Source organism: Pseudodesulfovibrio senegalensis (assembly GCF_008830225.1).
Classification (GTDB): Bacteria; Desulfobacterota; Desulfovibrionia; order Desulfovibrionales; family Desulfovibrionaceae; genus Pseudodesulfovibrio; species Pseudodesulfovibrio senegalensis.
Genome location: NZ_WAIE01000001.1, coordinates 64,575 through 90,928, shown reverse-complemented (window position 1 = coordinate 90,928; position 26,354 = coordinate 64,575). Strand labels below are relative to the sequence as shown.

At 59.2% G+C, this 26,354-nt stretch carries 25 protein-coding genes; 3 read left to right on the top strand and 22 right to left on the bottom strand.

From position 1 onward, the window contains the following. Positions 1-22 precede the first annotated feature (22 nt). Positions 23-667 (top strand): hypothetical protein, encoded by a 645-nt coding sequence (locus F8A88_RS00400; protein WP_151148964.1) that lies wholly within the window; start codon positions 23-25, stop codon positions 665-667. A gap of 102 nt (positions 668-769) precedes the next feature. Here the strand turns inward: F8A88_RS00400 and F8A88_RS00395 are convergent, their stop codons facing one another. From F8A88_RS00395 to ffh, 7 genes are all read right to left on the bottom strand, one after another. Further along, positions 770-1,447: a ribonuclease HII gene (locus tag F8A88_RS00395; RefSeq protein WP_151148963.1), complete on the bottom strand. Its 678-nt coding sequence runs from the start codon at positions 1,445-1,447 to the stop codon at positions 770-772. A 158-nt stretch (positions 1,448-1,605) separates the two neighbouring features. Next, a complete protein-coding gene (gene rplS / locus F8A88_RS00390; protein WP_151148962.1) occupies positions 1,606-1,956 on the bottom strand; it encodes a 50S ribosomal protein L19 in 351 nt (116 codons plus the stop codon). A 27-nt stretch (positions 1,957-1,983) separates the two neighbouring features. Further along, a complete protein-coding gene (gene trmD / locus F8A88_RS00385) occupies positions 1,984-3,279 on the bottom strand; it encodes a tRNA (guanosine(37)-N1)-methyltransferase TrmD (RefSeq protein WP_151148961.1) in 1,296 nt (431 codons plus the stop codon). Between the two features lie 29 nt (positions 3,280-3,308). Then, the gene (rimM, locus tag F8A88_RS00380; protein ID WP_151148960.1) at positions 3,309-3,983 is read right to left on the bottom strand and encodes a ribosome maturation factor RimM; all 675 of its coding nucleotides are present in this window, start codon (positions 3,981-3,983) and stop codon (positions 3,309-3,311) included. A gap of 11 nt (positions 3,984-3,994) precedes the next feature. Continuing rightward, positions 3,995-4,228 carry a KH domain-containing protein gene (locus tag F8A88_RS00375; RefSeq protein ID WP_014323320.1) on the bottom strand — a complete coding sequence of 78 codons (234 nt, stop codon included), beginning with the start codon at positions 4,226-4,228 and terminating at the stop codon, positions 3,995-3,997. An 86-nt stretch (positions 4,229-4,314) separates the two neighbouring features. Then, the gene (rpsP, locus tag F8A88_RS00370; RefSeq protein ID WP_151148959.1) at positions 4,315-4,554 is read right to left on the bottom strand and encodes a 30S ribosomal protein S16; all 240 of its coding nucleotides are present in this window, start codon (positions 4,552-4,554) and stop codon (positions 4,315-4,317) included. Positions 4,555-4,653: 99 nt separating this feature from the next. Further along, positions 4,654-6,186, bottom strand: a complete 1,533-nt coding sequence (gene ffh / locus F8A88_RS00365; protein WP_151148958.1) for a signal recognition particle protein — start codon at positions 6,184-6,186, stop codon at positions 4,654-4,656. Positions 6,187-6,492: 306 nt separating this feature from the next. Between ffh and F8A88_RS00360 the strand changes: the two genes are divergently transcribed. Then, positions 6,493-7,272 carry a potassium channel family protein gene (locus F8A88_RS00360; RefSeq protein ID WP_161598283.1) on the top strand — a complete coding sequence of 260 codons (780 nt, stop codon included), beginning with the start codon at positions 6,493-6,495 and terminating at the stop codon, positions 7,270-7,272. A gap of 8 nt (positions 7,273-7,280) precedes the next feature. Here F8A88_RS00360 and F8A88_RS00355 read toward each other — a convergent pair whose 3' ends face one another. The 8 genes from F8A88_RS00355 to ahbB all read right to left on the bottom strand — a co-directional run bounded on the left by F8A88_RS00355 (position 7,281) and on the right by ahbB (position 14,593). Further along, positions 7,281-8,300 carry a S1C family serine protease gene (locus tag F8A88_RS00355; RefSeq protein ID WP_151148956.1) on the bottom strand — a complete coding sequence of 340 codons (1,020 nt, stop codon included), beginning with the start codon at positions 8,298-8,300 and terminating at the stop codon, positions 7,281-7,283. A gap of 118 nt (positions 8,301-8,418) precedes the next feature. Beyond that, positions 8,419-9,864, bottom strand: a complete 1,446-nt coding sequence (locus tag F8A88_RS00350; protein ID WP_151148955.1) for a midas domain-containing protein — start codon at positions 9,862-9,864, stop codon at positions 8,419-8,421. 80 nt (positions 9,865-9,944) lie between these two features. Beyond that, a complete protein-coding gene (locus F8A88_RS00345) occupies positions 9,945-10,334 on the bottom strand; it encodes a cytochrome c3 family protein (protein WP_151148954.1) in 390 nt (129 codons plus the stop codon). Positions 10,335-10,487: 153 nt separating this feature from the next. Continuing rightward, positions 10,488-11,246 (bottom strand): precorrin-3B C(17)-methyltransferase, encoded by a 759-nt coding sequence (cobJ, locus tag F8A88_RS00340; RefSeq protein ID WP_151148953.1) that lies wholly within the window; start codon positions 11,244-11,246, stop codon positions 10,488-10,490. Continuing rightward, positions 11,231-12,265: a cobalt-precorrin 5A hydrolase gene (locus F8A88_RS00335; protein ID WP_241667292.1), complete on the bottom strand. Its 1,035-nt coding sequence runs from the start codon at positions 12,263-12,265 to the stop codon at positions 11,231-11,233. The genes cobJ and F8A88_RS00335 overlap by 16 nt, the downstream gene beginning before the upstream one ends. Then, positions 12,262-12,765, bottom strand: coding sequence for a GNAT family N-acetyltransferase (locus F8A88_RS00330; RefSeq protein ID WP_151148952.1), 504 nt, complete (start codon positions 12,763-12,765; stop codon positions 12,262-12,264). Before F8A88_RS00330 ends, F8A88_RS00335 begins: the two co-directional genes overlap by 4 nt. Positions 12,766-12,841: 76 nt before the next feature. Then, positions 12,842-14,107 carry a glutamate-1-semialdehyde 2,1-aminomutase gene (gene hemL, locus F8A88_RS00325; RefSeq protein WP_421958085.1) on the bottom strand — a complete coding sequence of 422 codons (1,266 nt, stop codon included), beginning with the start codon at positions 14,105-14,107 and terminating at the stop codon, positions 12,842-12,844. A 6-nt stretch (positions 14,108-14,113) separates the two neighbouring features. After that, on the bottom strand, positions 14,114-14,593 hold the full coding sequence (gene ahbB, locus F8A88_RS00320; RefSeq protein WP_151148950.1) for a siroheme decarboxylase subunit beta: 480 nt from the start codon (positions 14,591-14,593) through the stop codon (positions 14,114-14,116). 146 nt (positions 14,594-14,739) lie between these two features. Here ahbB and F8A88_RS15935 point away from each other — a divergent pair, with 146 nt between their 5' ends. After that, positions 14,740-16,734, top strand: a complete 1,995-nt coding sequence (locus tag F8A88_RS15935) for a methyl-accepting chemotaxis protein (RefSeq protein WP_241667291.1) — start codon at positions 14,740-14,742, stop codon at positions 16,732-16,734. Between the two features lie 60 nt (positions 16,735-16,794). Here the strand turns inward: F8A88_RS15935 and F8A88_RS00310 are convergent, their stop codons facing one another. The 7 genes from F8A88_RS00310 to F8A88_RS00275 form a co-directional block, all read right to left on the bottom strand. Beyond that, entirely contained in the window at positions 16,795-19,551 is a 2,757-nt protein-coding gene (locus F8A88_RS00310; RefSeq protein ID WP_151148949.1) for a PAS domain-containing hybrid sensor histidine kinase/response regulator, read from the bottom strand. A 114-nt stretch (positions 19,552-19,665) separates the two neighbouring features. Continuing rightward, the gene (locus F8A88_RS00305; RefSeq protein ID WP_151148948.1) at positions 19,666-20,391 is read right to left on the bottom strand and encodes an ABC transporter ATP-binding protein; all 726 of its coding nucleotides are present in this window, start codon (positions 20,389-20,391) and stop codon (positions 19,666-19,668) included. Positions 20,392-20,427: 36 nt separating this feature from the next. Further along, positions 20,428-21,651: a high-affinity branched-chain amino acid ABC transporter permease LivM gene (livM, locus tag F8A88_RS00300; RefSeq protein WP_151148947.1), complete on the bottom strand. Its 1,224-nt coding sequence runs from the start codon at positions 21,649-21,651 to the stop codon at positions 20,428-20,430. Next, positions 21,632-22,534: a branched-chain amino acid ABC transporter permease gene (locus F8A88_RS00295; protein WP_151148946.1), complete on the bottom strand. Its 903-nt coding sequence runs from the start codon at positions 22,532-22,534 to the stop codon at positions 21,632-21,634. Before F8A88_RS00295 ends, livM begins: the two co-directional genes overlap by 20 nt. A 59-nt stretch (positions 22,535-22,593) precedes the next feature. Further along, positions 22,594-23,721: a branched-chain amino acid ABC transporter substrate-binding protein gene (locus F8A88_RS00290; protein ID WP_151148945.1), complete on the bottom strand. Its 1,128-nt coding sequence runs from the start codon at positions 23,719-23,721 to the stop codon at positions 22,594-22,596. Positions 23,722-23,760: 39 nt separating this feature from the next. Next, the gene (locus F8A88_RS00285; protein ID WP_151148944.1) at positions 23,761-24,516 is read right to left on the bottom strand and encodes an ABC transporter ATP-binding protein; all 756 of its coding nucleotides are present in this window, start codon (positions 24,514-24,516) and stop codon (positions 23,761-23,763) included. Between the two features lie 706 nt (positions 24,517-25,222). Then, positions 25,223-26,347, bottom strand: a complete 1,125-nt coding sequence (locus tag F8A88_RS00275) for an acyltransferase family protein (RefSeq protein WP_206666385.1) — start codon at positions 26,345-26,347, stop codon at positions 25,223-25,225. Positions 26,348-26,354: the final 7 nt, after the last annotated feature.

Genomic DNA, 26,354 nt, shown 5'->3' with positions numbered 1-26,354 from the left:
TTCTTTTATCCAAGGAGCTAACATGGGATTAAGCGCAATAAAAACCAATTACAGCAGCATGTTCAAAAAAGAAGAAGACAGAGAAAACATAAAGATAATCATGCAACAACTTTGGGCAAAACAGCAAAGCCTGAACAAAACCATCCTTAGTACCCTTTTTACTTTCGGACTGACGCTCTACCTCTACTTTGACCCCGCCTTACACGGCAAAGGAATCCTCGCTGAATCTTGTGTTTTATTTGCCCTCATATTCCAATCCTTCCTCATATCGTATCTTTACATTGACGACACCATTACAGGATATGCCATAATTGTATGCGAACACCAAAATGCTAACTTTCACAGAGCAGGAATCTATCTGCCGTGCGATTGTTCTTCCCCTTTTGCCATCGAACGAACATATACACTTTTTATGGGTGGTACTTTATTCATGAAGGTAGCAAGTTATACATTGGGCTTCGTAGTCATATTTGTACCTACGATACTCGCAACAGGGATATTTTTATCCTTTCAAAAGACAAATTTAGAAAGCATGAACTTCATATCATTTGAATTCTTATTAACAATAGCGAGCGTTTTTCTCATCATCATCACTTTAACCAACTTGTGGAGAATATGCTCACTAGCTTGCGAACTATATTGCCTGAGTAAAACAAATACAAACTGACTCGGACCAAACGCACACGGCCCCGGACAGTCATGCTGTCCGGGGCCGTGTGCGTTTGGGGAAATGTCGTCCAGCTGTGCGGAAGGGCAGCGGACTCATCCGCTACATGCCGGGCAGCAGCCCCTGCGACTGTTGCGGCTGTTGCTTTTCCTGCACCACGCCGCGAAATGTCAGGCGGTGCATGCGGCACGGGCCAAGCAACTCCAGCGCCGCATAGTGGGCCTTGGTGCCGTAGCCCATGTGCTCGCAAAAGCCGTAGCCCGGATAACGGCGGTCCAGCCGGGTCATGAGCCGGTCGCGAAAGGTCTTGGCCATGATGGAGGCAGCGGAAATGGCCGGGACCAGACCGTCGCCGCCCACGATGGCGCGCTGGGCAATGCTTTGCCCGCCCGCGTGCCTGAAGGCGTGTTCCGGGATGGTCTTGTTGCCGTCCACCAGCAGCTGACGCGGGACATGGCCGAGGTGACTAACCGCGCGGGACATGGCCAGAAACGTGGCCTGAAGGATATTGATCGAGTCCACCTCGGCGGGCCAGGCAAGCCCCACGGCCCAGGCAACAGCTTGCTGGCGGATGCCTTCGTACAGGATTTCGCGCTTGGCCGCTGTCAGTTTCTTGGAATCGTTCAGGCCGGAAAGATCCCACTCGGGCGGCAGAATCACGGCCCCGGCCACCACAGGGCCGGCAAGACAACCGCGCCCGGCCTCGTCCACGCCAGCCACCTGTTCAGGGCCGATGGCCGGGTCGCCGGTAAAGGCCATCAGGGCCGAATGCTGGTCCATATGTGCTCCCTGTGCGGTTTCATGCAGGCAAAGCGGCGCCGCGCCCGACCCGTAAAAAGGAAACAAAAACAACTCCGCCGCCATACCGGAATTCCGGTACGGCGGGGAGTTCGTTCTCTTTCAATACGCGGTCCGTAAACGGACCGGACAGATACGGGCTATTCCCAGATCTGCTTGGACTTGATGCGGGCAGCCTTGCCGCGCAGATTGCGCAGGTAGTAGATGCGGCTGCGGCGAACCTTGCCCTCGGAGACAATTTCCACGCGGTCGATGTACGGGGAGTTGGTGGGGAACACGCGTTCCACGCCGACACCGTCGGAAATCTTGCGGACCGTGAAGGTGGAATCGGTGGTGCCGCGGCGCATGCGCAGGACAGCACCCTGAAAGACCTGAATGCGTTCCTTTTCACCCTCGATGATGCGGTAGTGAACCTTGACCGTGTCACCGGCCTTGATTTCGGGCAGGTCCAAACGAAGGTGTTCGGATTCGATTTTTTTCATGATGTCCATGGGTAACTCCTTTCTCGAAAATCTATTCTAAAACACGTCCGCCAGCAGTCGGTCCACCGTGATGGTCACCGCGCTGCGCACGGACAGATGGTTGTATTCATCCAGATACCGGATGGGCCGAAGCACGCCGTCGGCCATATCGACGACATCTTCCGCCAAACCGTGCCCCGTACCGAATATGAGCAAAACAGGCTTTTCTTTCAACCAGTTACGCACATCCTGATACCGGAGCGGCGCTGGAGCCTTCTTGCGTCGGTCCAGCTGCGCAGACGTTGCCGCGAGCACGGGACTTTGCCCTGTTCTGCGTTCGATGTCAAGGACTGCGGACGCGATATCATCCACAACCCGCACAAGGGAAAGAGCCTCGGCACGGTCAGGGTTGGCCTTGCTTCCGGCTCCGCCCACCCAATGGTCCAGCAGGCTTTTGGCCAGCGCCTTCTGGTCCTCGATGGGCGTGACCGCGTAAAAACCGCCGGCGTTGTAGGAGCGGGATACGCGGGAAATATCGTGTACGTCCAGATTGGTCAGGGAAACCGCCACCTTTTCCCCGAACTTGTTCAGCACCGGGTAATGGGTCAGGGCGATATACAGGTTGCGGCCGAGCGTGGTGCGGTCCAGCCCGCAGAGCACGTCGATGTCCTCCTGCGTCAGGCTGGTCTTGTCCAGAAGGTCCGGCCTGCGGTGCAGGGTCTGTTCAAGGGCCTGTTCGCGCCGCCATGCGGCGATGCGTCCATGGTCCCCGCACTGGAGCACCTCGGGAACGGCCAGCCCCTCATAGGTTTCCGGCCGCGTGTAGTGCGGATATTCCAGCAATCCGGCGGAATGGCTCTCCTCTTCCCCGGAATCCTCATGCCCCATGAATCCGGGCACGAGCCGGGCCACGGACTCCACCATGCACAGGGCAGCGGCTTCGCCGCCGTTGAGCACGTAGTCGCCCATGCTGACCAACTCCACGGGGTAGATATCCAGCAACCGCTCGTCAATGCCCTCGTACCGGCCGCACACAAAGGTCAGGTCCTCTTCCCGGGCCAGCTCGCGGGCCATGGACTGATCAAAGACCCGGCCGCGCGGGGAAAGCATGATGATGCGCCCGCGTTGCCCGATGGACTCCAACGCCTGCACCAACGGATCGAGCATCATGACCATGCCGGGGCCACCGCCGTAAGGACGGTCGTCCACGGTCCTGTGCCGGTCCGGGGAAAAGTCGCGCGGGTTCACGCGGTTGAAGGACACCAGCCCCGAATCCTGGGCGCGCGCCATGAGCCCCGCGCCGAGCGGGGAATCAAAAAATTCGGGAAACAGGCTGACCAGATTGAATTGCATGATGTTTCAGGGATGCCGCAAGCACGGAATCAGGATTTGGAGCCGGAGGCCGGTTTCTTGCCTGCGGACGCTCTGTCGGATTTCTGGGCGGATTTGCCGCGAGACCGGCCGCGCGCCCTGCTGCGGGCCTTGACGCCCTTGTGCTGCTTTGCCGGCTTGGGTTCGGGCTTTTCGTACAACTCCAAAAGGCCCTCGGGCGGGTCCACGAAAATGCGCTGCGCTTCGGGGTCCACGTCGCGGATGAATTCGGGCACGCCGGGCAGCAGCACCTCGCGGCCGTCTGCCGTGGCTATGACCCAGATGTCCTGCGTGGGCGCCTCGATGAAGCCGCTCAGGATGCCGATGTCCTTGCCGTCCTCCAAGGATACGGCAAAGCCTTCCAACTCATAGAGATAGAAGTCGCCGTCCTCGATCTCGGGCAGGTCGTCCGTGCGCACAAGCACGTCCATGCCCCGGAGCTCCTCGGCCGCATTGCGGTCGGGAACTTCGGCGGCGGTCATCAGCACCATGCTTTTGTGCATGCGCCACGCCTTGACGGACAACGGTTTCGGCCGCTTTTTCCCGGTGTCGAGAAATACCTGTGGCACCTCGTCAAAGAGAAAAGGGGAGTCCGCAAAGCTCTTGATGCAGAACTCCCCCCGGATACCATGCGGCTTGACCACCGTGCCGACAACGACAAAATCCTTGCCGTATCGAGCGGTCATGATCGTGGATCTTACTCGAGAATCTCCAGAACCGAACGCTTCCTGGCCTTGGTGGATGCGGCCCCCAAAAGGGTGCGCATGGCCCGGGCGGTCCGCCCCTGCTTGCCGATCACCTTGCCCAGATCCTCTTTGGCGACCTTGAGCTCGATGACCGAGGTCTGTTCACCCTCGACTTCGGAAACCTGAACCTCATCCGGGTTGTCCACAAGGGACTTGGCAATGTACTCAATCATTTCTTTCAGCATTCGGACTACCTCCGCGTACGGCACGGTCGTTCGTGCCATGGAATTCAGTGAGCGTTACGCCAAGCACACCGGACGAATAACAGGTTCTACAGTCCGGCCTGCTTCAACAGAGAGCGAACAGTATTGGACGGCTGTGCGCCCAAAGAGAGCCACTTTTCGATCTTTTCCTTGTCGATTTTCAGGTCGACGGGTTCCGTCATGGGATTGAAGTGTCCCAGATATTCGCTCGGACGGCCGTCACGACGCTTGGCGCCATCAATGGCCACGATGCGGTAGAAGGGACGCTTCTTGGAACCCATGCGGGTCAGTCGGATCTTCATTGCCATGGTTTCATTACCCCCATATAATCATTTGGTAAGTTTTCGGCCTCGTAAAAGCAAGGTCGCATGAAAGTTTATAAAAGCACGCTGCTTTCCACCTGAACATTAACGCTTTTTCTTGCGCAGCTTCTTCTTGAGCTTCTTTTTCTTGCGCTCTTTCAGCGTTTTCTTGGAAATGGTACGGGATTTCCCGGCCTCTTCCATTCCTTCCATGCCAGGCATTCCGGGCATACCCGGCATACCGGGCATTCCCGGCATTCCTGCTCCCATGTCCGGCATGCCGCCCTCGCCGAGCGCGGGCATACCTTTGGGGAGCTTGGGAAATTTTCCTTTTTTGCCCTTGCCGCCCATCATCTTGCTCATCATCTTGCTCATCTGCTTGAAATTCTTGAGCAAGGCGTTGACGGCGGCCACATCGTGCCCCGAGCCCTTGGCAATGCGCTCCTTGCGGCTGGCATTGATGACCTTGGGGTTGCGGCGTTCCTGCATGGTCATGGAACTGATGATGGCCTCGGTGCGCTTCATCTCGTCTTCGGGCAGCTGCGCGTCGCCCAGCTGCTTCATGAGTCCGCCCATGCCGGGAATCAGTTTTAGAAGACCTTCCATGGACCCGAGTTTCTTCATCTTCCGCATCTGTGAGCGGAAGTCCTCAAGGTCGAACTGGGCCTTGGCCATCTTCTCGGCCAGTCCCTTGGCCTCGTCCTCGTCGATGGTGGTCTGGGCCTTTTCGATGAGGGTGAGCATATCGCCCATGCCCAGAATCCGCGAGGCAATGCGGTCCGGGTGGAACAGTTCGAGGTCCGAGAGCTTTTCGCCCACACCCACGAACTTGACGGCCTTGCCGGTCACGGACTTGATGGACAGGGCCGCGCCACCGCGCGCATCGCCGTCCATCTTGGTCAGCACCACGCCGGTAATGTCCAGCTGCTTGTCGAACGTCTCGGCAACCGTCACCGCGTCCTGACCGGTCATGGCGTCGGCCACGAAAAGAATCTCGTCCGGGCGGCAGCTCTTCTTGATGTCGCCCAGCTCTTCCATGAGCAGCTCGTCAATGTGCAGGCGGCCCGCGGTGTCGAACATGATCAGGTCGCACCCGGCCTCTTCGGCCTTGACCAGCGCGTCCCTGCATATGTCCACCGGATTCATGTCCGGCGTGGACGGATACACAGGCACGTCCAGCTGGCGGCCCAGGGTCTGCAACTGCTCGATTGCCGCGGGGCGGTACACGTCCGCAGGGACAAGGTACGGCTTGCGGTTCTCGTTCTTGCGCAGGAACAGGGAAATCTTGCCCGAGGAAGTGGTCTTACCCGAACCCTGCAGGCCGACCATCATGATCTTGAGCGGCGAAGGCTTCAGGTTCAACCCGGCCTGTTCGCCGCCGAGCAGCTCGATCAGGCCCTCGTGAACGATCTTGACGACCTGCTGACCCGGGTCAAGACCCTTGGCAACATCTTCGCCCAAGGCACGATCGCGGATGGAATCCACGAACTCCTTGACCACCTTGAAGTTCACATCCGCTTCGAGCAGGGCAAGGCGGACCTCGCGCAGACCTTCCTTGATGTTGTTTTCATCAAGGCTGGACTGACCCCGAAACTTCTTGAACGCGTTGCCTAATCTGTCTTGCAGGCTGTCAAACAAATCTCATCCCCCGGAATTCTCTTTATTTTCCACGCGCAAAGACACCGTCCAGCGCGGGCAAAGAGTACGTGAGTTATGATATTGTCAAGGATTAGTCAAGCATTGCCTAAACGCGCCCCGTCCGCACGGCTCATTGCCTGCAGCCCTTCCGGCTGCCCACGGAATCGCCCCGGCTTCCACGCAGCACACACCGAAAAACTCCTGTCCCTTGCCCAATGTCCCGACATGGACCATACTTCCGGCACGATCAGGAAATCGCTGCGGGCAATGCCCGGCACAACGCAGAAGCAACACACGAGGCACGACATGAACAGCGCCCGCGCCACGGCAACGGACATAATCCTCCGACACATTGTGCCGTCCTTTTTATGCGGCTATCTGCTGCTGGCCTTCTTTTCCCTGAACTACGGCGAAGCCGTGCGCAGGATACAGCAGGAAGGGCACATGACGACCGTCGTGCTGGTCATGCTCCTCTGCGGGCTGGGCACGGCCGGGATCAATACATTCTATCATCTGGTGCTGCGCTGCCGCATCGTGGGCTCGTTCGCAGGCTCAACGTCCCGGGCCAGTAGCAGATTGCGCCATGCGGGCATCGGCGCAGCCGTGGGACTGGTGTGCGGCAGCTCCACCATCGTCACGGCCCTGAGCAACTGGGGACTGCTGATCTCCACGGTGTTCCTCGTGCTGCTGACCATCGGTCACCTGAAGCGGTTCGCCCGCAGCGTGGTGACCATGCTCAAACCCGGAAGATACTGCATGTGGCCGGAAATCCTCGGCCTGGTGGAAATATACATCACCATCATCGCCTGCTTCACGCTCATCAACGCCACGCTGGAGATAGCCCACCGGGGCGGCCTGCTCACCAACCCCCAGTTCCCGTTCTCCGTTGAAACCGGCGTGTTCGCGGACGCGGTCTACTTCACGGTCGTGACCATGACCACGCTCGGCTTCGGGGACATCACCCCGATTTCACCCGGCGCCAAGTTGCTGACAACACTGGAATGCCTTGTGGGTTATGTCATGTTCGCGCTCACCGTGGGCATCATCACCCGCGGCGTGGTCGGCTCGGACGATGAAAACCTGTAGCCGCCGGGTTACTGCAGCTTTCCGGTCAACTCCATGACCGCGCCGCCCCGCATGATGGCAAGGGTCATGGTGTCGCCCGGCTTCAGGGAACTCACCAGTTCGTCATAATGATCCTTGAGCTTGGCCACGGGAATATCGTTCACGCGCATGATCACGTCACCGCCCAGAAGATATTTCCGCTTGCGAATCGTGGCCGGGACCGTACCGGCTATCAGGCCGAGCCTGTCACCCAGCGACCCGGCGGCCACCTTCTCCACAAGAAATCCGCCGCTGGCTTCCGGCAGATTGAAAATCCAGGCCATCTCCTCGCCCAAAACCTTGCCGCTCAACCCGCTCCACACGCCCGGCTTGCCGATGAGCCGCTCCCGGGCCGTGTTGGTGGTCACGGCAAAGCCGTGCCCCTCGAATCCGCCGCTCAATGTTTTCAGATGGCTGACAATGCCGATGCAGCGGCCCTTGGCGTCAAACACCGGACCGCCCGAGCTGCCCTTGTTCACGGCCGCATCGATCTGAATCATTTCTGCCAGCCAGAAACGCGGATTGGAACCCGGCTGATAGCGGGCGCTGACGATACCCGAAGTGATGGTGGAATGCAGGCCGAACGGCGCGCCGATCACGAATATCTCGTTCCCGGCCTCGATGCGGGAGGAATCGGCCAGCTTCACGGGCCTGACTCCCTCGGGCACGGACTCGGCCCGCACAAGGGCCAGATCCGCCTGCGGCAACGAGGAAACCACGGTGGCCGGGACGCTTTGGCCATCCGCAAAAACCACCCCGACCGCATCCGCCACCTGCACCACATGACTGGCGGTGAGTATCAGCCCGTCCTTGTCGATAAGCACACCCGAGCCAAGGCCCTCGGCAGCGGTCAACTCGTCCCGTTCCCTGTCCACGGTGGTGCCTTCCGTAACCAGCGTGACCACCGAGGAATACAGGGCCCGGTATTGGGAACTCAGGTCCAGTGCCCATGAAGTCGTAGAAACAGGCAGCAGGAAAACCACAATCAACGCAATGCAAAACCTGCGCATATATCCCTCCAGGGGTTGTCGACGGCCAAAGCGCCTTCATGAGCAGCTGCCCATGCATGAAAAAAGGGACCGCTGTACGTGCGGTCCCCCAAGAAAAAAATGCGTGAAATCAAGACGATCAGGAATCCAGTTCCCGGGCAAGAGCCGCAATTTCCTCGCGGATTATGCGCGCGGCCTCGGCAGGTACCAGCCGTTCCACCTCGCGCCGAACAAGGTCTTCCACCTCGTCCATCCGGGCTTCCATGGCTTCGATCCGCTTCTCCAGGTCGGTCTGCACATCCGGTTCGCCGGCAAGGGAAGCAAAGCGATCTTCCAGCGCATCCATGCGTGAAACCAGATCGTTCAAACCGCCATCCTCGGACTGCACATCGCCCAGCAGGGCGTCCATGTCCACGTCGTCGGAAACGTCCATGCCCGCGTCAAGATCGAGGTCATCCTCATCCAGCAACACGGCCGCATCGTCGGCAATCTCCGTTTCATCGCCGGTTATGATATCGGAAACATCCACATCCACGTCCGCCAGCAAGGCGTCCATGTCATCGTCCTCCGACTCTTCCGGAATGTCGGCCAATCCATCGGCACCGAACTCCGTGTCTGCATCCGGCTCACCTTCTTCCACGGCATCCTGCACGAACGCCTCAAGCGGATCGGCGGTTTCGTCATCGGCCGATTCGTCAGCGGCCACGGCCTCGGCTTCCGTTTCAGGTTCTTCCACCGACTCTTCGGGCACCGCATCCTCGGCCGGGGTCTCGGCAAGGCCTTCATCCAGCAACTCGTCGAGTTCAATGGCGGGTTCTTCATCCGCCGGGGATTCCGCGTCCCCTTCGTCGATGTCATCCAGCAACGCGTCGAGCTCGGCCACGTCCTCGTCGGAAACGGCCAAATCCTCGTCCTGACTTTCGGCCAGCAACGCGTCCACGTCGATGTCATCCAAATCGATTCCGTCCGTTTCGCCGGACGCATCGGAAATATTCTGTTCGGGGTCCGAAGTGGCTTCGGGCTCGGCCTGGGGCTCCGCCACATCGTCAAGGATCAGCGGCTCGTCCGTTTCGGATGCGGCAACGTCCTCGGGCACCTCGGCCACGGGTTCTTCCAGCACATCGTCGAGAACAAGCGCGTCATCGTCGCCGTCATCGTCCGAAGCAACGTCATCAGGAACAAGAGCATCATCGCCCTCATCCACGACATCGGTCAGTTCAAGGGTTTCTTCATCCACCACGTCGTCCAGCAACAGCGCTCCGGCATCGTCATCGCCCCCGTCTTCGACAATGTCCGTCAGCTCCAGGGCTTCGGCACCATCGTCCTGAGGGACGGCGTTGTCCGCCCCGTCATCGGCGGCGGCTTCGGCAGCTTCTTCCACAACTTCGTCGAGCAGCACGGGGTCGGCATCCTCGGCATCGCTGCCGTGACCGTCGTCCAGCTCCTCGGAAAAAAGGTCTTCAAGCTCCTGCTCAAAGTCCGCGTCAATGGCATCGTCGTCCGCTCCCTTGGAGCCGGACTCGTCCGCCAAGTCGGTCATTTCGAGGATGTCTTCAGGAGAATCAGACGGGGGAACCGGGGTCATGCTCTCCACCTCCGTGGAAGAATGTGACAAAGGGAAAAAAAGGGGGCCGCATTGCAGCCCCCCTGACGTATCCTAAGCGGCTACTTCTTGGGATGGCAGTCCTTGCAGGACTTGGGTCCCTTCTTTTCAGCCTTGTGACAGCCCAAGCAGGAAACCTTGCTCTTCTTGTCATGGAAAGCCTTGTAGAAGGACATCTTTTCCTTCTTGCTGGCCTGGTCGTGACAGCCGGCGGAAGAGCAGCCCTTCACGTCGCCGGAGCCTTCGTAGGTGTGATGACACACCTTACAGTCCTTGAGCAGAGCCTCATGCTTTCCGTGCGGGAAAGCGACCGGGGTCTTCTTCATCTTCATGCCTTCGGGTGCCTTGAGCACCATGTCGGCAGGAGCCTTGGTGGCGGCGGACAGGTTGGGCAGCGCAAACGCGCAGACCAGAGCCGCAACCACGAGGCTGGTCAAAAGAGCTTTTTTCATTCTCCTCGTTCCTCCTGTTGCATTGGATATACGTCACACTCTCTACCCTGCGGGATAAATTACATATTCGGCAGTGTCAAGCCGGCACCCGCCTGATAGCACATAGTTTTTAACTGAAAAAATGGGGATTGTGCAAGAAAATAGTTCCAGTAATCACAAGCTTGAACCAACTTCATACTTGGTGTGGTACCCCCTCGGGGTGAGCAGAAAGCCGCCGACCCGCCGAGTGGCGGAGTTGCCCACCAGCACCATGGTCTGCATGTCCACCAGCCCGGAGTCCACATGCTCCAGCGCACAGGTGTGCACCTTCTGTCCTTCGCGCCATGCGCGGTTGACGATACCTACGGGCGTCTGCGGGTCGCGGTGCTCCGCGATCAGGTCCAAGGCCTCGGCCAGATGATCGCTGCGCCGCTTGGAACGCGGATTGTACAGGCAGATCACGAAATCGCCCTCGGCCGCAAGGCGCACCCGTTTGCGGATCAGTTCCCACGGAGTCAGCAGGTCGCTGAGGCTGATGGAACAGAAATCATGCATGAGCGGCGCGCCCAGCAGGGCCGCAGCCGCGTTGAAGGCCGGAACGCCCGGGACGACTTCAAAGGGCACGGAATCCAGCAGGCCGCGCGCTTCCAAAGCCTCCAGCATCAGCCCGGCCATGGCATAAATGCCCGCGTCTCCGCTGCAGACAACGGCGGTTCGCCGCCCCTGCTCCGCGCAGTCCACAGCGTGGTTCACGCGCTCCACCTCGCCCATCATGCCCGTGGAAAATATTTCTTTCCCCTGCAACAGTTCGGGCGGCACCAAATCCATATATCCCTTGTAACCGACAATGACTTCTGCGTTTTCCAGCGCAACGCGCGCCGCCGGGGTCAACAGGCTCTCATGACCCGGACCAAGACTTACGGCTGTGAGCATTTGGTTCTCCCGGCCACGGCTACCGTGACCCTTGATGTTTTCTGTTTGGCAACCAGCAACTCGCCCCTTTCGCACAGGAGCAGGGCCGCGGCCTCGCTCACGCCCGGAGTTCCCACATGGCTCTCGACCATGGCCGAGGGGTTGGGCGCGTCCACGGTTTTCAGGGTGTCGGCGTCAAAAAATGTAAGCGGCAGTCCCAGTTCCTGTGCTGCCAGCAGCAGTCCGGCCTCGTCTTTCTTGATGTCTGCGGTCCCGGCGGCCGCCACGCTTTCCACGGCCAGCCCGTTTTCCGTAAGCACGCGCTCCACGAATTCGCGAATTTCGCTGACCGGGGTGCCGCGCCGGCATCCCATGCCCACGCACAAGACCGGAGCATACAGACGCACCAGACCGGGACGTTTGGGTGAAACGGTCCAGTGCACGCGCACGCCGGGCTCGCCTTCCCGCCACAGGTCCGGCGTATCCAGCAGGACAAACGCTTCCGGGTCCAGCGGTCCCAAACAACCCAACGGATCAAACACCTGCACGGTCCGCCCTTCCAGCAGGGCCGCGTTGACGTCCTTGATTGCGTCCGGGTCGCCGATGTGCAGGCCGCGCTCCTGAGCCAGCATGTCCAGCGAGGGTACGCCCGCGCAGTCCGTGGCCGTAGTGATGATTGCCCGCCCGCCGGTAATGGCCGCGCATTGCCGGGCCAGTTCGTTGGCTCCGCCCAGATGCCCGGACAGCAGGCTGATCACGTTGGCCCCCTGCGGGTCCATGGCCACCACGGCCGGGTCCACGCCCTTGGAGCGCAGATGCGGGGCAATGGCCCGCACCGCAATCCCGGCCGCGGCAATGAACACATGCCCGGAATATCTCGTGAAATTGCGCCCTACCTGCTCGGGCAGGGAATCGAAGCCGGTCATGCCCGATTCCGCAAATCGGGACGGGGCAAACACGTCCGCGCCCAGTTCCCGGCCAAGGGCTCGGGAAAGGTCAAGGGCCGAACGGCTCAAGACATACAGCGCGCGGTAATTCACGGCCTTGTTCTCTCCTGTTCCGATTTTCCGCACCCATCGCTGCCCCGGTGCAACAGGCAGGTTCGATGCGGGGCAAATCCGTAACGCGCATAAAAATTCCACGCAGACTCGTTGCCTGCCACGACATCCACGACAATATCTTTTGCACCCCGCCCGTTCAACCACTCCAAACTGCGAACCATCAGTTCATGGCCGATGCCGCACCCCCGGCAACGTCCATCCACGAACAGGGAGTCGATCTTCCCGGTGCTCCCCAGAAACGTGCTCACGCAATACCCTATGTCGCTATCCTGCTTCATATCACGAGCCACGAGCATCAGCAGACTGCCGCCATGAGCATGGTCAAGCAATTCGCGCTTGCGTTCGGCAAAAGAATACCGCTTGAAACGATCCGCAAAATACGGCGAACAGGTCTCGTGCATGGCGTTGAGACTTTCCCAAAGAGGTTGAATCACATCCAGTTCGGATTTGCCGACTTCCCGGTATGCAATGTTTCCCATGAATTCCTCACAAAAAAAGCCGACCGGGAATCCGGTCGGCCCTGTTTCCGGCAATATGACCGACTGTCCACGCGCATCAGAACGTGACGTTTCTGGCCGCTTCCAGCGTCTTTTCCAGATCTTCGTCCGTATGGACAAAGGATGTGAACGCGCATTCGAATCCGGCCGGGGCGAGGTTGATGCCCTGCGCCTGCATCTGCTTCCAGAACGTGGCGTACAGGTCACCGTTGCAGGCCGATGATTCCGCCATGTTGGTCACCGGGACTTCCGAGAAATAGATGGTGAAGGCCGAGGCAATGTGGTTCAGGGTCACGGCCTGCCCCTTGTCCTTGAGAATGCCGGTCAACGCGGTGGCGAACTCGCGGGTCCGCGCTTCCAGCGCATCGTAATCGCGCTTTTGCAGAACCTTGAGGGTTGCCAGTCCGGCAGCCATGGCAACGGGGTTGCCCGAAAGCGTGCCCGCCTGGAAAACGCCGCCGCACGGAGCCATGTGCTCCATGATTTCCTTTTTACCGCCATAACAGCCCACAGGGAAACCGCCGCCGATGATCTTGCCCAGCGTGGTCAGGTCCGGGGTGATGCCGTACCGCTGCTGCGCCCCGCCGAGGCTGACGCGAAAGCCGGTGATGACCTCGTCGAAAATCAGCAATGCGCCGTGTTTGGTGCACAGGTCGCGCAAGCCCTGCAAAAATCCGTCTTCGGGCAGCACCAGTCCCATGTTGCCGGCCGCGGGCTCCACGATCACGCAGGCGATCTCGTCGCCGCTCTCTTTGAAATGGGCCTTGACCGCTTCAAGGTCGTTGTAGTGGGCCAGCAGCGTGTGCTTGACGATGTCGTCGGGAACGCCGGGCGTGCCGGGCACGGCCTGTGCCGCGGAACCGGCGGCCGCGAGAAAGGCGTCGTTGTGGCCGTGGTAGTTGCCGATGAATTTGACCACCTTGTCGCGGCCGGTGTAGCCGCGCGCCAGACGCAGGGCGGACATGGTGGCCTCGGTGCCCGAGGAAACCATGCGCATCATCTCCATGGAGGGAATGAGCTTCGTGATTTCTTCGGCCAAGGAAACCTCGCCTTCGCAGGGCGCGCCGTAGCTGGTGCCCTTGTTCACGGCCACATACACGGCCTCGGCCACTTCCGGGTCGCAATGCCCGAGGAGCATGGGACCCCAGCTGAGCACGTAATCGATGTACTGCCTGCCTTCCACATCCCAGAGATAGGCGCCCGCTGCCCGGTCGATGAATACGGGTTCGCTGTTCACGTACCGGCAGGCACGCAGGGGGCTGTTCACGCCGCCGGGCATGAGCTGCTGCGCCCGGGCGTACAATGTCTTGGAATCCATAACTATGCGCTCCTATTTGAAATAGACCATGGAGGTCTTTTTGAGTTCCCTGATGCTGTTCAGCGTGCAGTGGTCCGCAATGCCGGACTGTTCTTCAAGCTCGGCCACGATCTCGGCACAATGGCCGGGCCGCTCGCCATGGATCATGGTGTAGAAATTGTAGGTCCAGTCCGGGTAGGTCCGGCGCACGTAGCAATGGCTGATCTCCGGGCGCTGCGCAAACAGTTCGCCCAGCTCATCCACGCGCTCGTCCGGTACGCGCCACGCCACCATGGCGTTGTGGCCGTAGCCCGCCTTCTGGTGCCGCAGGGTGGCGCCGAACCGGCGGATCACACCCTTGTCGCGCAACCGGGCCAAAAGCTCCAGCACCTGCTCCTCGGTGGCGCCGGCCTGTTCGGCAATGACCTTGAACGGCTCGGGATGGTCGGGAATGTCGCCGCCCGCCAGAGCCAGGATCCTTTCCTCTGTGTCGGTGAATGTCATGCGTGCCATGCGTGTGGGTATTACCCGCATCCGGGCACGGTTGCAACAGCGGCAAAAACGAGGGGTGCCCATTTAATAATGGCCCTTTCTTTCCTTTTCGTTACTCTGAAATTCTGACAACAACCATCATCTGCAGCAGAGGGGGAGCTATGCACATGAACCTCAAAGCCAAAATCATCACCGGATTTTCGGCGGCTCTCGTGGTCACCGGGCTGGTATTGTTTTCGATCGTTTCCGTAAACACCTACAACGACTCATTCACAGCCAAAAGCGAATCCATGGCTTCCCAGTTGGCGCAGGTGGATACGGCCATCAACATTTTCCTTGATGAAGCCAAGATGAACGCCACCATGCTTGCCAGGGAGCCGAGAGTCCTGCGGGCCGACGACATTACCACGATGTTTGTCGACACCACCACAAAACAGTTGGCAAAGGCCCTGCCCACGGATGAAGCCGGGAAGCAGGTGGTCAGCCTGTTCAAACTGACACAGGCCACCCACCCGAGTTATGTCGAAGTCTTCATCGGCAGCAAGGAAGGCGCTTTCGTGACTTCGGGCGACAGCACCAACATGCCCGCGGGCTACGACCCGCGCAAACGCCCCTGGTACACCACGGCCATCCGCGAGGGCAACAGACCCTCCATGTCCAAGGCCTACATGTCCACCACGGGCGAGGCCGTGGCCAGCGTCACGCACCCCATTCTGCGCGGCGGCGAAACCATCGGCGTGGTGGGCGTTGACATTTCGCTCAAGAACCTCACCAACATCACCGAAAACATCAAACTGGGTCAAACCGGCTACGTATTGCTGGTGCAGGACGACGGCGTGGTCCTGGCCGACCCCAAAATGCCGGACAACAACTTCAAGAACGCCTCCGAGCTTGCCCCTGCCTATTCCAAACTCGTTTCCCTGGGCAACGGAGACGCAGACGTGACCCTGAACGATACGGACATGCTCGGCGTGGTCTACACCTCCCCGAAACTCGGCTGGAAGATCATCGGCCTCATGGAACGATCCGAGGTAATGGCCCCGGTCTACGAAAACCTCTGGGCCTTCTCCATCGCCATCGTCCTCTGTCTGGCCGTGGTCATCGCGGGCATCTGGCTCTATGTGGAGCGGGCGCTCGTCAGGCCCATCCGGATCATCGTGCGATTCATGAACCTCGCGGCCAAGGGTGACTACACCCAGCGGGTGGACATCCGGCGCAAGGACGAAATCGGCACCATGGTCAACGCCCTGAACGCCATGGCCGAAAAGCTGGTGGACGTTGTGCAGCAGGTGGTGGACGGCAGCTCGAAGGTGGCCGCAGGCAGCGAAGAACTCTCGGCCACGTCCGAATCGCTGGCACAGGGAGCCACCCAGCAGGCAGCTTCGCTTGAAGAGGTCTCCTCCTCCATGGAAGAAATGGCCTCCAACATCAGCCAGAACGCCAAGAACGCCCACGACACCGAGGCCCTGGCAGACAAGACATCCATAAGCACCGAGGAAGGCGGTGCAGCCGTGGCCCAGACAGTGACGGCCATGAAGCAGATTGCGGAAAAGATTTCCATCATCGAGGAAATCGCGCGGCAGACCAACCTGCTGGCCCTGAACGCGGCCATCGAGGCGGCGCGGGCAGGCGAACACGGCAAGGGATTCGCCGTGGTTGCCGCGGAAGTGCGCAAGCTGGCCGAACGCTCGGGCAACGCGGCCGCCGAAATCAGCGAACTGTCCTCCTCCAGCGTGGAGGTCGCGGAAAAGGCGGGCACCATGCTCGCGGACATCGTGCCGGACATCAAGCGCACCGCCGAACTGATTCAGGAAATATCAGAAGCATCCAACGAGCAGAATACCGGGGCCGAGCAGATCAACAAGGCGCTCCAGCAACTGGACAACGTGGTGCAGCAGAATGCCTCGGCCTCCGAGGAAATGGCCTCCACGTCCACGGACCTGGCAGGTCAGGCCAGCCAGTTGCAGCAGACGATCTCCTTCTTCAAGATCGACGGTTCGCGTGGCACCGCGCCCCGCGCCCCCAAGGTGCAATCCGCACCCCGCAGGCAGACGGTGCAGAAGACGCCTCCCAAGCCTGTGGCCGGAAAGACCGCGGCGCCCGCAGACAGCGGGCTGGCGCTGGACATGTCCGGTTCGGACGACGACTTTGAAAAGTTCTGAAAAGGGAACAGGATCTGAACAAAGGCGGGCCGCCCGGAAATCCGGGCGGCCCGCTTTCTTTCATGCGGCGGCTCCGGCATGATCCTCAAGGGTCTTGAGCAACTCGCTCAACTCGAAAGGCTTGTGCAGCAACCCGCTCATGCCCACGGCCTCGAACCGGTTCAGGTCGTCCTCCCCGGCAAAGGCGGTCAGGGCGATGACCGGCAGGTCCAGCTTCATATCCTTGCGGATGCGACGGGTGGTTTCCAACCCGTCCAGCACCGGCATCTGGATGTCCATGAGCACCAGGTCGAATTCGGACTGGGACAACGTCTTCAGGGCTTCGGCCCCGTCCGAGGCCAGCACCACCTCATGCCCGGCCCGTGAAAGAACCCCCTGCACCATGCGCTGGTTGGTGAACTCGTCCTCGGCATACAGGATACGCAGTCCGGAAGGCGTCGGTAAATCCTCCTCCCTATGCGCCGGGGTCAGCGCGGCCGTGAAGGAGAACACGCTGCCCGCACCGGGCTTGCTGTTCATGTTCAGCTCGCCGCCAAGCAGGTCCACCAGCTTGCGGGCAATGCTCAGCCCCACCCCGGAACCGCTATACTTTTTGGTCAGGTAATCCTCACCCAGGGCAAAGCTGTCGAAAATCCTTTCCTGCATGTCCTCGGGAATGCCCGTGCCCGTATCCGTCACCGTGAAGCGCACCATCCGCACCCCGTCCACACCCCCGGGCTGTTCGCGTATATCGAGCATGACGCGTCCCGACGGCGTATACTGAATGGCGTTTTTGAGCAGGTTATTCAACGCCTGCTTGATGTGCACGATGTCCCCGTACCATTGCTCGGGCAGGGATTCATCGATGAAACTGACAAATTCCAACGACTTCAGCTTGGCCTGCACGGAAATGGTTTCCACCAACGTGGACAGGCTCTGGCGCAGGGCAAAGCGTGTGTCTGTCCGCTCAATGCGCCCGGACTTGATATTGGAAAGATCCAGAAGATTGCGCACCAGCCCCAGCAGCCGGTTCGAGGCTTCGCGAACCATTGTCAGGTATTCGCGCTTGTTCTTGTTGCGCTCGGTTTCCAACATGAGCTGCACAAGACCGAGAATGCCATTGAGCGGGGTGCGCAACTCGTGGCTCATGTTGGCGAGAAACTGTGTTTTGGCCTGACTGCCCAGTTCGGCCCGTTCCTTGGCCATGATCAACTCGTGTTCGATGCGCTTGTGTTCGCTGATGTCGCTGAAGGTCACAACAACGCCCTCCACATCGACTCCGCTGCGCAGGGGTACGGCCGTATAGGTCACGGGAATGGCAACGCCGTTCTTGCACCACAGGATGCTCTCTCCCCTGCTCGGGCGCGCCGTTTCCAGAACACGGCATATGGGACACCGCAGGATCGGACGCGGCAGCCCCTCTTCGTCCGAATGGAGAAGCAGTGCATGGGCATCCGAACCGATGATCTCGGCAACCTCCCAGCCCAGCATTTCCGCCGCTGCAGGATTCGCAAAGGTCACCCTGCGTTCACTGTCCATGCCGAAAATGCCTTCCCCCGCGGAGTTGAGGATCAGTGCGTTCTGCCGTGCCAGCGCGCGCCCGCGTTCCTCGGCACGTTGGCTTCTGGTCACGTCCATGGCCATACCGCAACAGGCCGTCATGGCGCCGTTCTCGTCCGGCAAGGGAAACAGGGTTCCGGAAATACGCACTTCCTTTTCGCCTACCTCCAGACGGGCATCCAGACCCACGGCATCCTGCTTCCGTTCGGCCATCGCCAGAACGTCCTGCATTGCCTTTGCGCTGTCCGGCGGCAGTACCTCGGACATATGACTGTCCAACACCGCGTCCTGCTTTTTACCCAGCATGGAACACCATGCGGCGTTGGCCACCAGATGCCTGCCATCCATATCGACGATGAACAGGGCCATGGGGCTGTTGTCGAGCACGGCCTGGAAGCGGGCGTTGATTTCACGCAGGCGCTGCACATTCTTGTCCATGCGCATCTCCATGACGCGCCCGGCGTCCCGCAGCCGTTTTTCCTGTTTGCGCATGTCCGTGATGTCGCGCAGCGTGCTGATGTAGAATACGGATTCGTCCAGATTGGCCTGACGGCACAGCACCTCGCACGTGACGCGCCTGCCGCGGACTCCGGTAAACACGGTCCGATAGGACTGCACCTCTCCGGGACCGGGTATGGCCTGCTTTCGCCCTCGCCCGCCCGCAGCGGCCGGAGCTTCCATATCCTGCAGCCGCAAGGTCCGGATCCGCTCCACGGGAATCCCGAAAAACAGACAGGCAGCAGGGTTGGCGTCCATGATGTCGCCACCGCGAGAATGCAGCAGCACAGGCTCGGGAAGTTGCCAGAAGACAGCCGCGGCCGCGGGGTTGTCATGATCCCGCGCCAGGCGGGACGCCTGCTCGAGGTTCTCCCACTCCCGGACTATTGACCGCTCAAGAACGTCATGCAGTTCTCGAATCAGGCCCGGGCATTGTTCAGACACATGGTCCGATGCCGCATACAGTTCCAGATGATCGAGAAACGCCTCGCGAAAACACTGCACAAGAAGCAATGTGAATTGCAGGGAGCCGCCCTGGGTCAGGCAGCGCGAAACCAGCCGGGCGGCCAGAGAATCCAGCCCGGAATAATCCCGCTGTGCCGCATGCCCTTCGGCCTCGATGCGCACGCAGATATCACGAATGGCCGACACATAGGTGTCGAAAACAGCCACGGAACAGGACATGATGCGCGCAAAACCCTCATGCTTTTCGGCATGTTCGCGCACTCTTCGTTCCAGCCGCTCCCTGTCCGTCGCATTCATTTCCGTCAGGCAACGCATGGCTCAATCACCTCGGGTTTATTGAAAGCATACCCTTCCGAAAAAAAACCGCCATTAGAAAAAGGCCCGATCTCATATGAGACCGGGCCCTGTAATCCGAAATGCACGAAGCAATCATTCGCCGAGGTAGGCCTTGCGGATATCCTCGTTGTGCAACAGGGCATCGGCCTCGTCTTCCATGACCACGGAGCCTGTTTCCAGCACATAGCCGCGGCTGGCCGCCTGCAATGCGAGGTTCGCATTCTGCTCCACGAGAAGCACGGTCACGCCCTGACTGTTGATTTCCTCAATGATGCGGAAAATCTGCTGCACGATGAGCGGGGCAAGGCCCATGGACGGCTCGTCCAACAGCAGCAATTTGGGACGGCTCATGATGGCGCGGCCGATGGCCAGCATCTGCTGCTCTCCCCCGGAAAGGGTGCCGCCCAGCTGGCGTCGACGTTCGCGCAACTTGGGAAAAAAGTCGTAGACCCGCTCCATGTCCTCGGCAATGGCCGAGGCGTCGCGCCGGAAAAACGCGCCCATTTCCAGATTCTCGGTCACGCTCAGGCGCGGAAAGATCCTGCGGCCCTCGGGCACCTGACACAGGCCCATGCCGGGCAGATGATCGGAATTGACGTCGTTGATGCGCTCGCCCCGGTACAGGATGTCTCCCCCGGTGGCGCGCACGATGTTGCAGATGGTCATGAGCGTGGTGGACTTGCCCGCGCCGTTGGCCCCGATGATGGAGACGATCTCGCCCTTGCGCACGTAAAGGGAGATGCCCTTGAGCGCGGCGATCTTGCCGTAGGCCGAGGTAACGTTTTTCAGTTCCAGTATGATATCGTTGTTGTCTGCCATTCTTTTCCCGTGTTTGGCGTTGCAGAAACGTCCTGTCTACTCAGCTTCCTCGGACCTGCGGCCCACGCGCTTGGCCGGCCACAGTCCCTTGGGCCGCACCAGCATCATCAGCGTCATCACGCCGCCGAAGACCAGCATGCGGTAGGTGTCGAACTCGCGGAACGCTTCGGGCAGGGCAATGAGCGCCAGCGCCCCGAGCATGACCCCGGGAATGGAGCCCATGCCGCCCAGAACCACCATGGCCAGCACCATGGCCGACTCAAGAAAGGTGAACGATTCCGGGCTGACAAAACGCATCCGTGCGGCAAAGAATGACCCGGCGAATCCGGCGAACACAGCGCCGGACGCATAGGCCAGCAGCTTGAGCAAAAAGGTGTTCACGCCCATGAGCTCTGCGGCGGTCTCGTCCTCGCGGATGGCCTCCCAGGCCCGTCCGATGCGCGAATAATTGAGCCGGTATACCGCGATGATGGTGCAGATGGCGATGAACAGGATCACGTAATAGAACATCCAGACCTTCTTGACCCAGAGATGCTCGATGGACCAGCCGTTGGCGAAATCGAGCCAGTACAGGCCCGGACGCTTGACGCCCATGAGGCCGTTGGGACCGTTGGTCAGTTCCATCCAGTTGTTCAGGATCAGGCGCACGATCTCACCGAATCCCAGCGTCACGATGGCCAGATAATCCCCGCGCATACGCAGGGTCGGATAGCCGATGATGCACCCGGCTATGGCGGCCAGCAGCCCGGCAACGGGCAGGCAGAGCCAGAAGGAAATTCCGTAATGGATGGACAGAAGCGCATAGGTGTAGGCTCCCACCCCGTAAAAGGCGATGTATCCGAGGTCCAGCAGCCCGGCCAGCCCCACCACGATGTTCAGGCCCAGCCCGAGGCACACGTAGATGAGCACGTTGCAGGCCACGTCATGGCCGTAGCGCCCGGTCATGGCCGGGAACGCAATGGCAAAGGCCAGGCCCACGCAAATGAGCAGCCAGTTGGGCGTGGCCGCATACGCGCGCTGCGTGACCCCCTTGACCGAAGACCCGGTTTTCTTGACCGAATCGAAGATTCCGGCACGGTTGAGCTCGAACACGATCATGATGCACAGGCCGGCCACGGCCAGACGAATCCAGACCGAGAACGTGGAGGCGAACTCCAACCCCTCGGGCTTGATGCCCAGAAGCGGCCAAAGGATGATGAGCAGCCAGATCAGGCCGATGCCGAACGATGTCCACCGTTTTCTAGACTCTTGTGTCGTCAACGTTCTCTCCCATGATGCCGGTGGGTCTGAAATACAGCACCGCGATCAGAATGATGAAGGCGAACACGTCCTTGTATTCGCTGGAAAGATACCCGGCCGCGAAAATTTCGACCATGCCGATGATCAGCCCGCCGATCATGGCACCGGTGATGTTGCCGATGCCGCCGAGCACGGCCGCGGCAAATGCCTTGATGCCGGGCACGAAGCCCATGGTGTAGTTCACGGACCCGTAATAGAAGCCGACCATGATGCCTGCGGCCGCGGCAAGACCTGCGCCGATGGCAAAGGTCAGGGAAATGATCTTGTTGGAATTGATGCCCACCAGCGCGCTCATGACCTTGTCCTGCGCAGTGGCGCGCATGGCCTTGCCGATGCGCGTCTTGAAGACCAGCAGGTTCAGGGCCACGAGCAGTCCCGAAGTGATCAGGATTATGTATATCTGCATGTAGGAAATCATCACGTTGCCCAGTTCGAAGCCCCCTGCGGTCATGGCCGTGGGGTACGGCTTGTCGTAGACGCCCTGCGTGAGCATGAGGCCGTTCTGGAGAAAAATGGACATACCCAATGCGGAAAGCAGCACGGACAGGCGCGAGCTGTTGCGCAGGGGCTTGTAGGCCACCTTTTCCACGGCCATGGCCAAGATGGCGCAATAGACCATGGTCAGGCTCATGCCGAGCACGATGCAGACCACCGGGCTGACGCCATTCGCGGCCAGATAGCTGATGATGATCACGCCCATGTACCCGCCTGCGGCAAAGAACTCGCCATGGGCAAAGTTGATGAGCTGGATGATGCCGTAGACCATGGTGTAGCCCAGGGCAATGAGCGCGTACACGCCCCCGAGGGTTACGCCGTTGATGAGCTGTTGCAGAAAATAGTCCATGAAATCTCTTGCGTGAGAGTGTTGACGGGGCCCCGCAGGGCCCCGTTTTCATACGGTCTCTAGAACTTTTCGCCGGTCTGGGCGTTCCAGTAGTCCACAAACTTTCCGCCTTCGACCTTGCGGATGATGTAGTTGGAACCGGAGTCGCCGTTTTCCTTGTAGCGGAAGGTCTTGGAGGCACCCTTGAACTCCATGGACAGAAGCGCGCCGCGCACTGCCGGGAGCTCGGTGGAGCCGGCCTTCTTCACTGCGGCCATGTAGGCCATGGCCGAATCGTAAGCATAGGTTGAATATGCACCGGGCTGGCCATACTTGGGCTCATAGGCCTTGATGAACTTCTGGTAGGACGGGGAATCGGTGTCCACATACCCGAAGGTCAGGAACATGCCTTCGGCGTCCTTCTTGGCAATGGAGATGAGCTGCGGGTGGTACACGGCGTCCTGTGCAAGATACACGGCGTCGATGCCCATGCGCTTGGCCTGGATGACCAGCAGCGCGCCCGTGGCAGAGTTCTGCAGGGAAACGTAGAACACGTCCGGGTTGGCAGCCTTGACCTTGGTCAGCACGGCGGAGAAGTCCTTGTCGCCCTGGTTGACATGGTCGTGGCCGAGCACCTGCACGCCGGCGGCCGGGCTGGCCTTTTCCACGTTGTCGGCAAGACCCTGCGAATACGCGGTCTTGTCGTCCACCAGATAAATGCTCTTGGCCTTCAGGTAATCCTTCATGAAGGCGATGGCGGCCTTGGACTGGTCATCGTCGCGGCCGCAGGTGCGGAACATGTTCTGAAGCCCGCGCTCGGTCACGTTCTCGTTGGTGGAACCGGGCGTGAGCATGATGATGTCTTCTTCGTCCAACGTCTCGGAAGCGGGCAGCGTGGCACTGGAGCAGTATGCGCCGATGACCGCGCTCACGCCGTCGTTGATGAGCTTGTTGGCGGCGGCCACGGCCTGACGCGGGTCACATGCCGTGTCCTGCGCGGACAGGGTGATGTCGTCAAAACCCGGAATGCCACCTTCGGCCTTGACGACCTCAATGGCGGTACGAACACCGTTGGCGATGTCGTTGCCGTCCGCGGCATAAGGCCCGGTAAGCGGACTCATGCTGCCCAGTTTCAAGGTTTCGGCAGAGGCGGCTGCCGAAGCCAGGGACACGGCCAGCACAAGCGCCAGAATCAAAATGCGTTTCATTGCAGCTCTCCCATGGTTGAATGTTTACCAGCCAAGCGACTATTGGCCGAGATATGCTTCGATCACCTTCGGATCCTTCTGGATCTGTTCGGGAAGTCCTTCGGCAATCATCACGCCATGGTCCAGCACCACGATGCGGGTGCAGATGCCCATGACCACCTTCATGTCGTGCTCGACCATGAGGACGTTGATGCCGAGTTTCGCTACGCGTCCGATGGTTTCCATAAGTTCATGGCTCTCCGCGGGGTTCAGCCCGGCGGCCGGCTCGTCCAGCAGGATGGTCTTCGGCTCCGAGGCCAGGGCCCGGGCGATCTCCAGCCTGCGCTGGTGCCCATAAGGCATATTGGAAGCCACCTCGCTCTCGTAATCTGCAAGGCCCATGAATTCGAGAGCGGCTCGGGATTTCTCCTCGATGCGTGCCTCTTCCCTGCGTTGCGACGGCGAACGCAGGATGGACCGGAAAACACCGCAACGGCTCCGGCAATGCTGGGCCACCATGCAGTTTTCGAGTGCGGTCATATTCTGAAAAAGACGGATATTCTGAAAAGTGCGGGCAATGCCCATGTTCAGGACCTGGTACGGACGCATCCCGGTGATGACGCTGTCGTCATACCGGACATTGCCGTCCGAAGCCTTGTACACGCCGGTAATGACGTTGAAAACCGTGGTCTTGCCTGCGCCGTTGGGACCGATCAGCCCCACAACGTCGCCCTCGGCAACGGAAAAATTAACGTCAGTAAGCGCCTGAAGTCCGCCAAAACGTACGCTGATGTCCGAAAGAGTTAGATTAGCCATAATTAACTGTTACTCTTATGAAATATTGGCAAAATATTCAAGTTTATTTTTTTCATGCACCATATCAAGCGTTTGGATTTGCAAATTCGTATAACCACGGCCCACAACCGAACAATGTTCATCAAATTTTATCTTTTTTGTCGTTTTATTCACTCAAAAAGCCCCGGGCGCAATCGTTTGAATTGGTTGATCGACCAATCTGCTCACATGGAGCCTCGATTATGCCCTGTAGCGACGCTGAAAACAGGAGAAATGAACGCAAAACATGCCCACACGCACTTTTGGATTGCCAGAACGCTTTGCAGAAAAACACCCTCCCTCCTCCTGTGCCGCACAAAAAAGGGGGCATCCGGCCAAAGCGTACCCCGCTTCATGAATCACCGTAATCCTGAGCCTGCAAAACTCCGCATCCCGGTGGCCGTGGGCTTGCCGTTTCAGCGCCTTGATCCTGTTGTTTGTCCCCTTGATCGGCCCTGATGCGCAGGGTGATCGTGGTATGCGAGGATGCCCAAGCATACCCGGCAAGCGTCCTTGCCATGACCTGTAATGGACGCATCACCGAGGCATCAGCCCTGGCGAATACAGCCGCAGCCTCGAAGGCCGAACGCGTGGTGGACGAAACTCGCGGACACGGCAGTCACTCCTCCCGATGATCAATGGCATGATTATCGGTTGGACTCATCACCAGCCAGCACAAGGATGGGCATCAGAATACCCGTCTCAAAACAGGTGTCTTGCAGATAAAATGAGCCAGTGAAAACGTTATAATGACCCCGGAAATCCCGATCAAAACAAAGTTAACCAACGGGTACTGCGTCATATGCGGCTCATACATTTTCCCGATAAGGCACAATGGGACAACTTGAATGACGTATGCGGCATACGCCACACGTGAAAGGCGCCTGGACCAATATGTGGTGGAATTGAACAACGTCTTGTAACTGTACAGAAGGAAAATACTCATGCCGATCACTTCAAAAGGACGACTGACCATCAGAGACAGCGGGTTCAAAAAGACTCTGGCCATAATCCATACGACGATCCAGGTGAAAGCGTGCTTCAAGTTCAATTCATCAAGCCACTGATTTTTCTGGGCCAGAAGGCCGAAACAGAACATGGCCACATACATGGGGAAATACTTCAACAAGTGGAATCCCAGAAAATCCTCTCCGACCACGTTCATGGCATGTAAAGCCAAGAAGTTAACAGGAACCATGGCTGTTGCGAACAACAGTATCTTGAAAAAGCCGGGAAAGGGAGCGGGCAATGCGGGAGCGACTTTGCCGGATGGAGCAACCGCCCGTACTAAAACGTAGACAGCATTAAACACAATCAGTGCCCAGCAAAACCACGTGACACCCATAATCATATTCCATGATTGCAACATGTCTGCGTACGATGGAACGACCAGCCGCATGGCATCCCAAAAGGCTCCATCACTTGCAATGCTCAACGCGACCGGATCAATCAACAGTATTGTCAGGACAGTGGGTATACCCAGTCGTTTGAGTTTCCCCTTCATGAACAACCAAGGCCCCTTTTTCGCATAGGACGGCCTGACGAAATACGCTGAGATAAAGAAGAACAGGCTCATGAAAAAGCCCTGGTTAATCGACTGAAAGGTACGAAGAATGCCGTATTGATAACGCTCCGAGGGGTGGACGTGAGGAAGATTGATGGGAAACGGGTCAAGTCCGGCAACTGCCGCAGAATGGTGCAGGATGACCAACACGGCAAGCGTCCACTTGATGTTGTCCAGATAGTCGAACCGCACACTGGTCCCTGATGATATACCGGGGTCGGCTGCACCCCTGTGGTCCACTTCTACCATCTGTTCC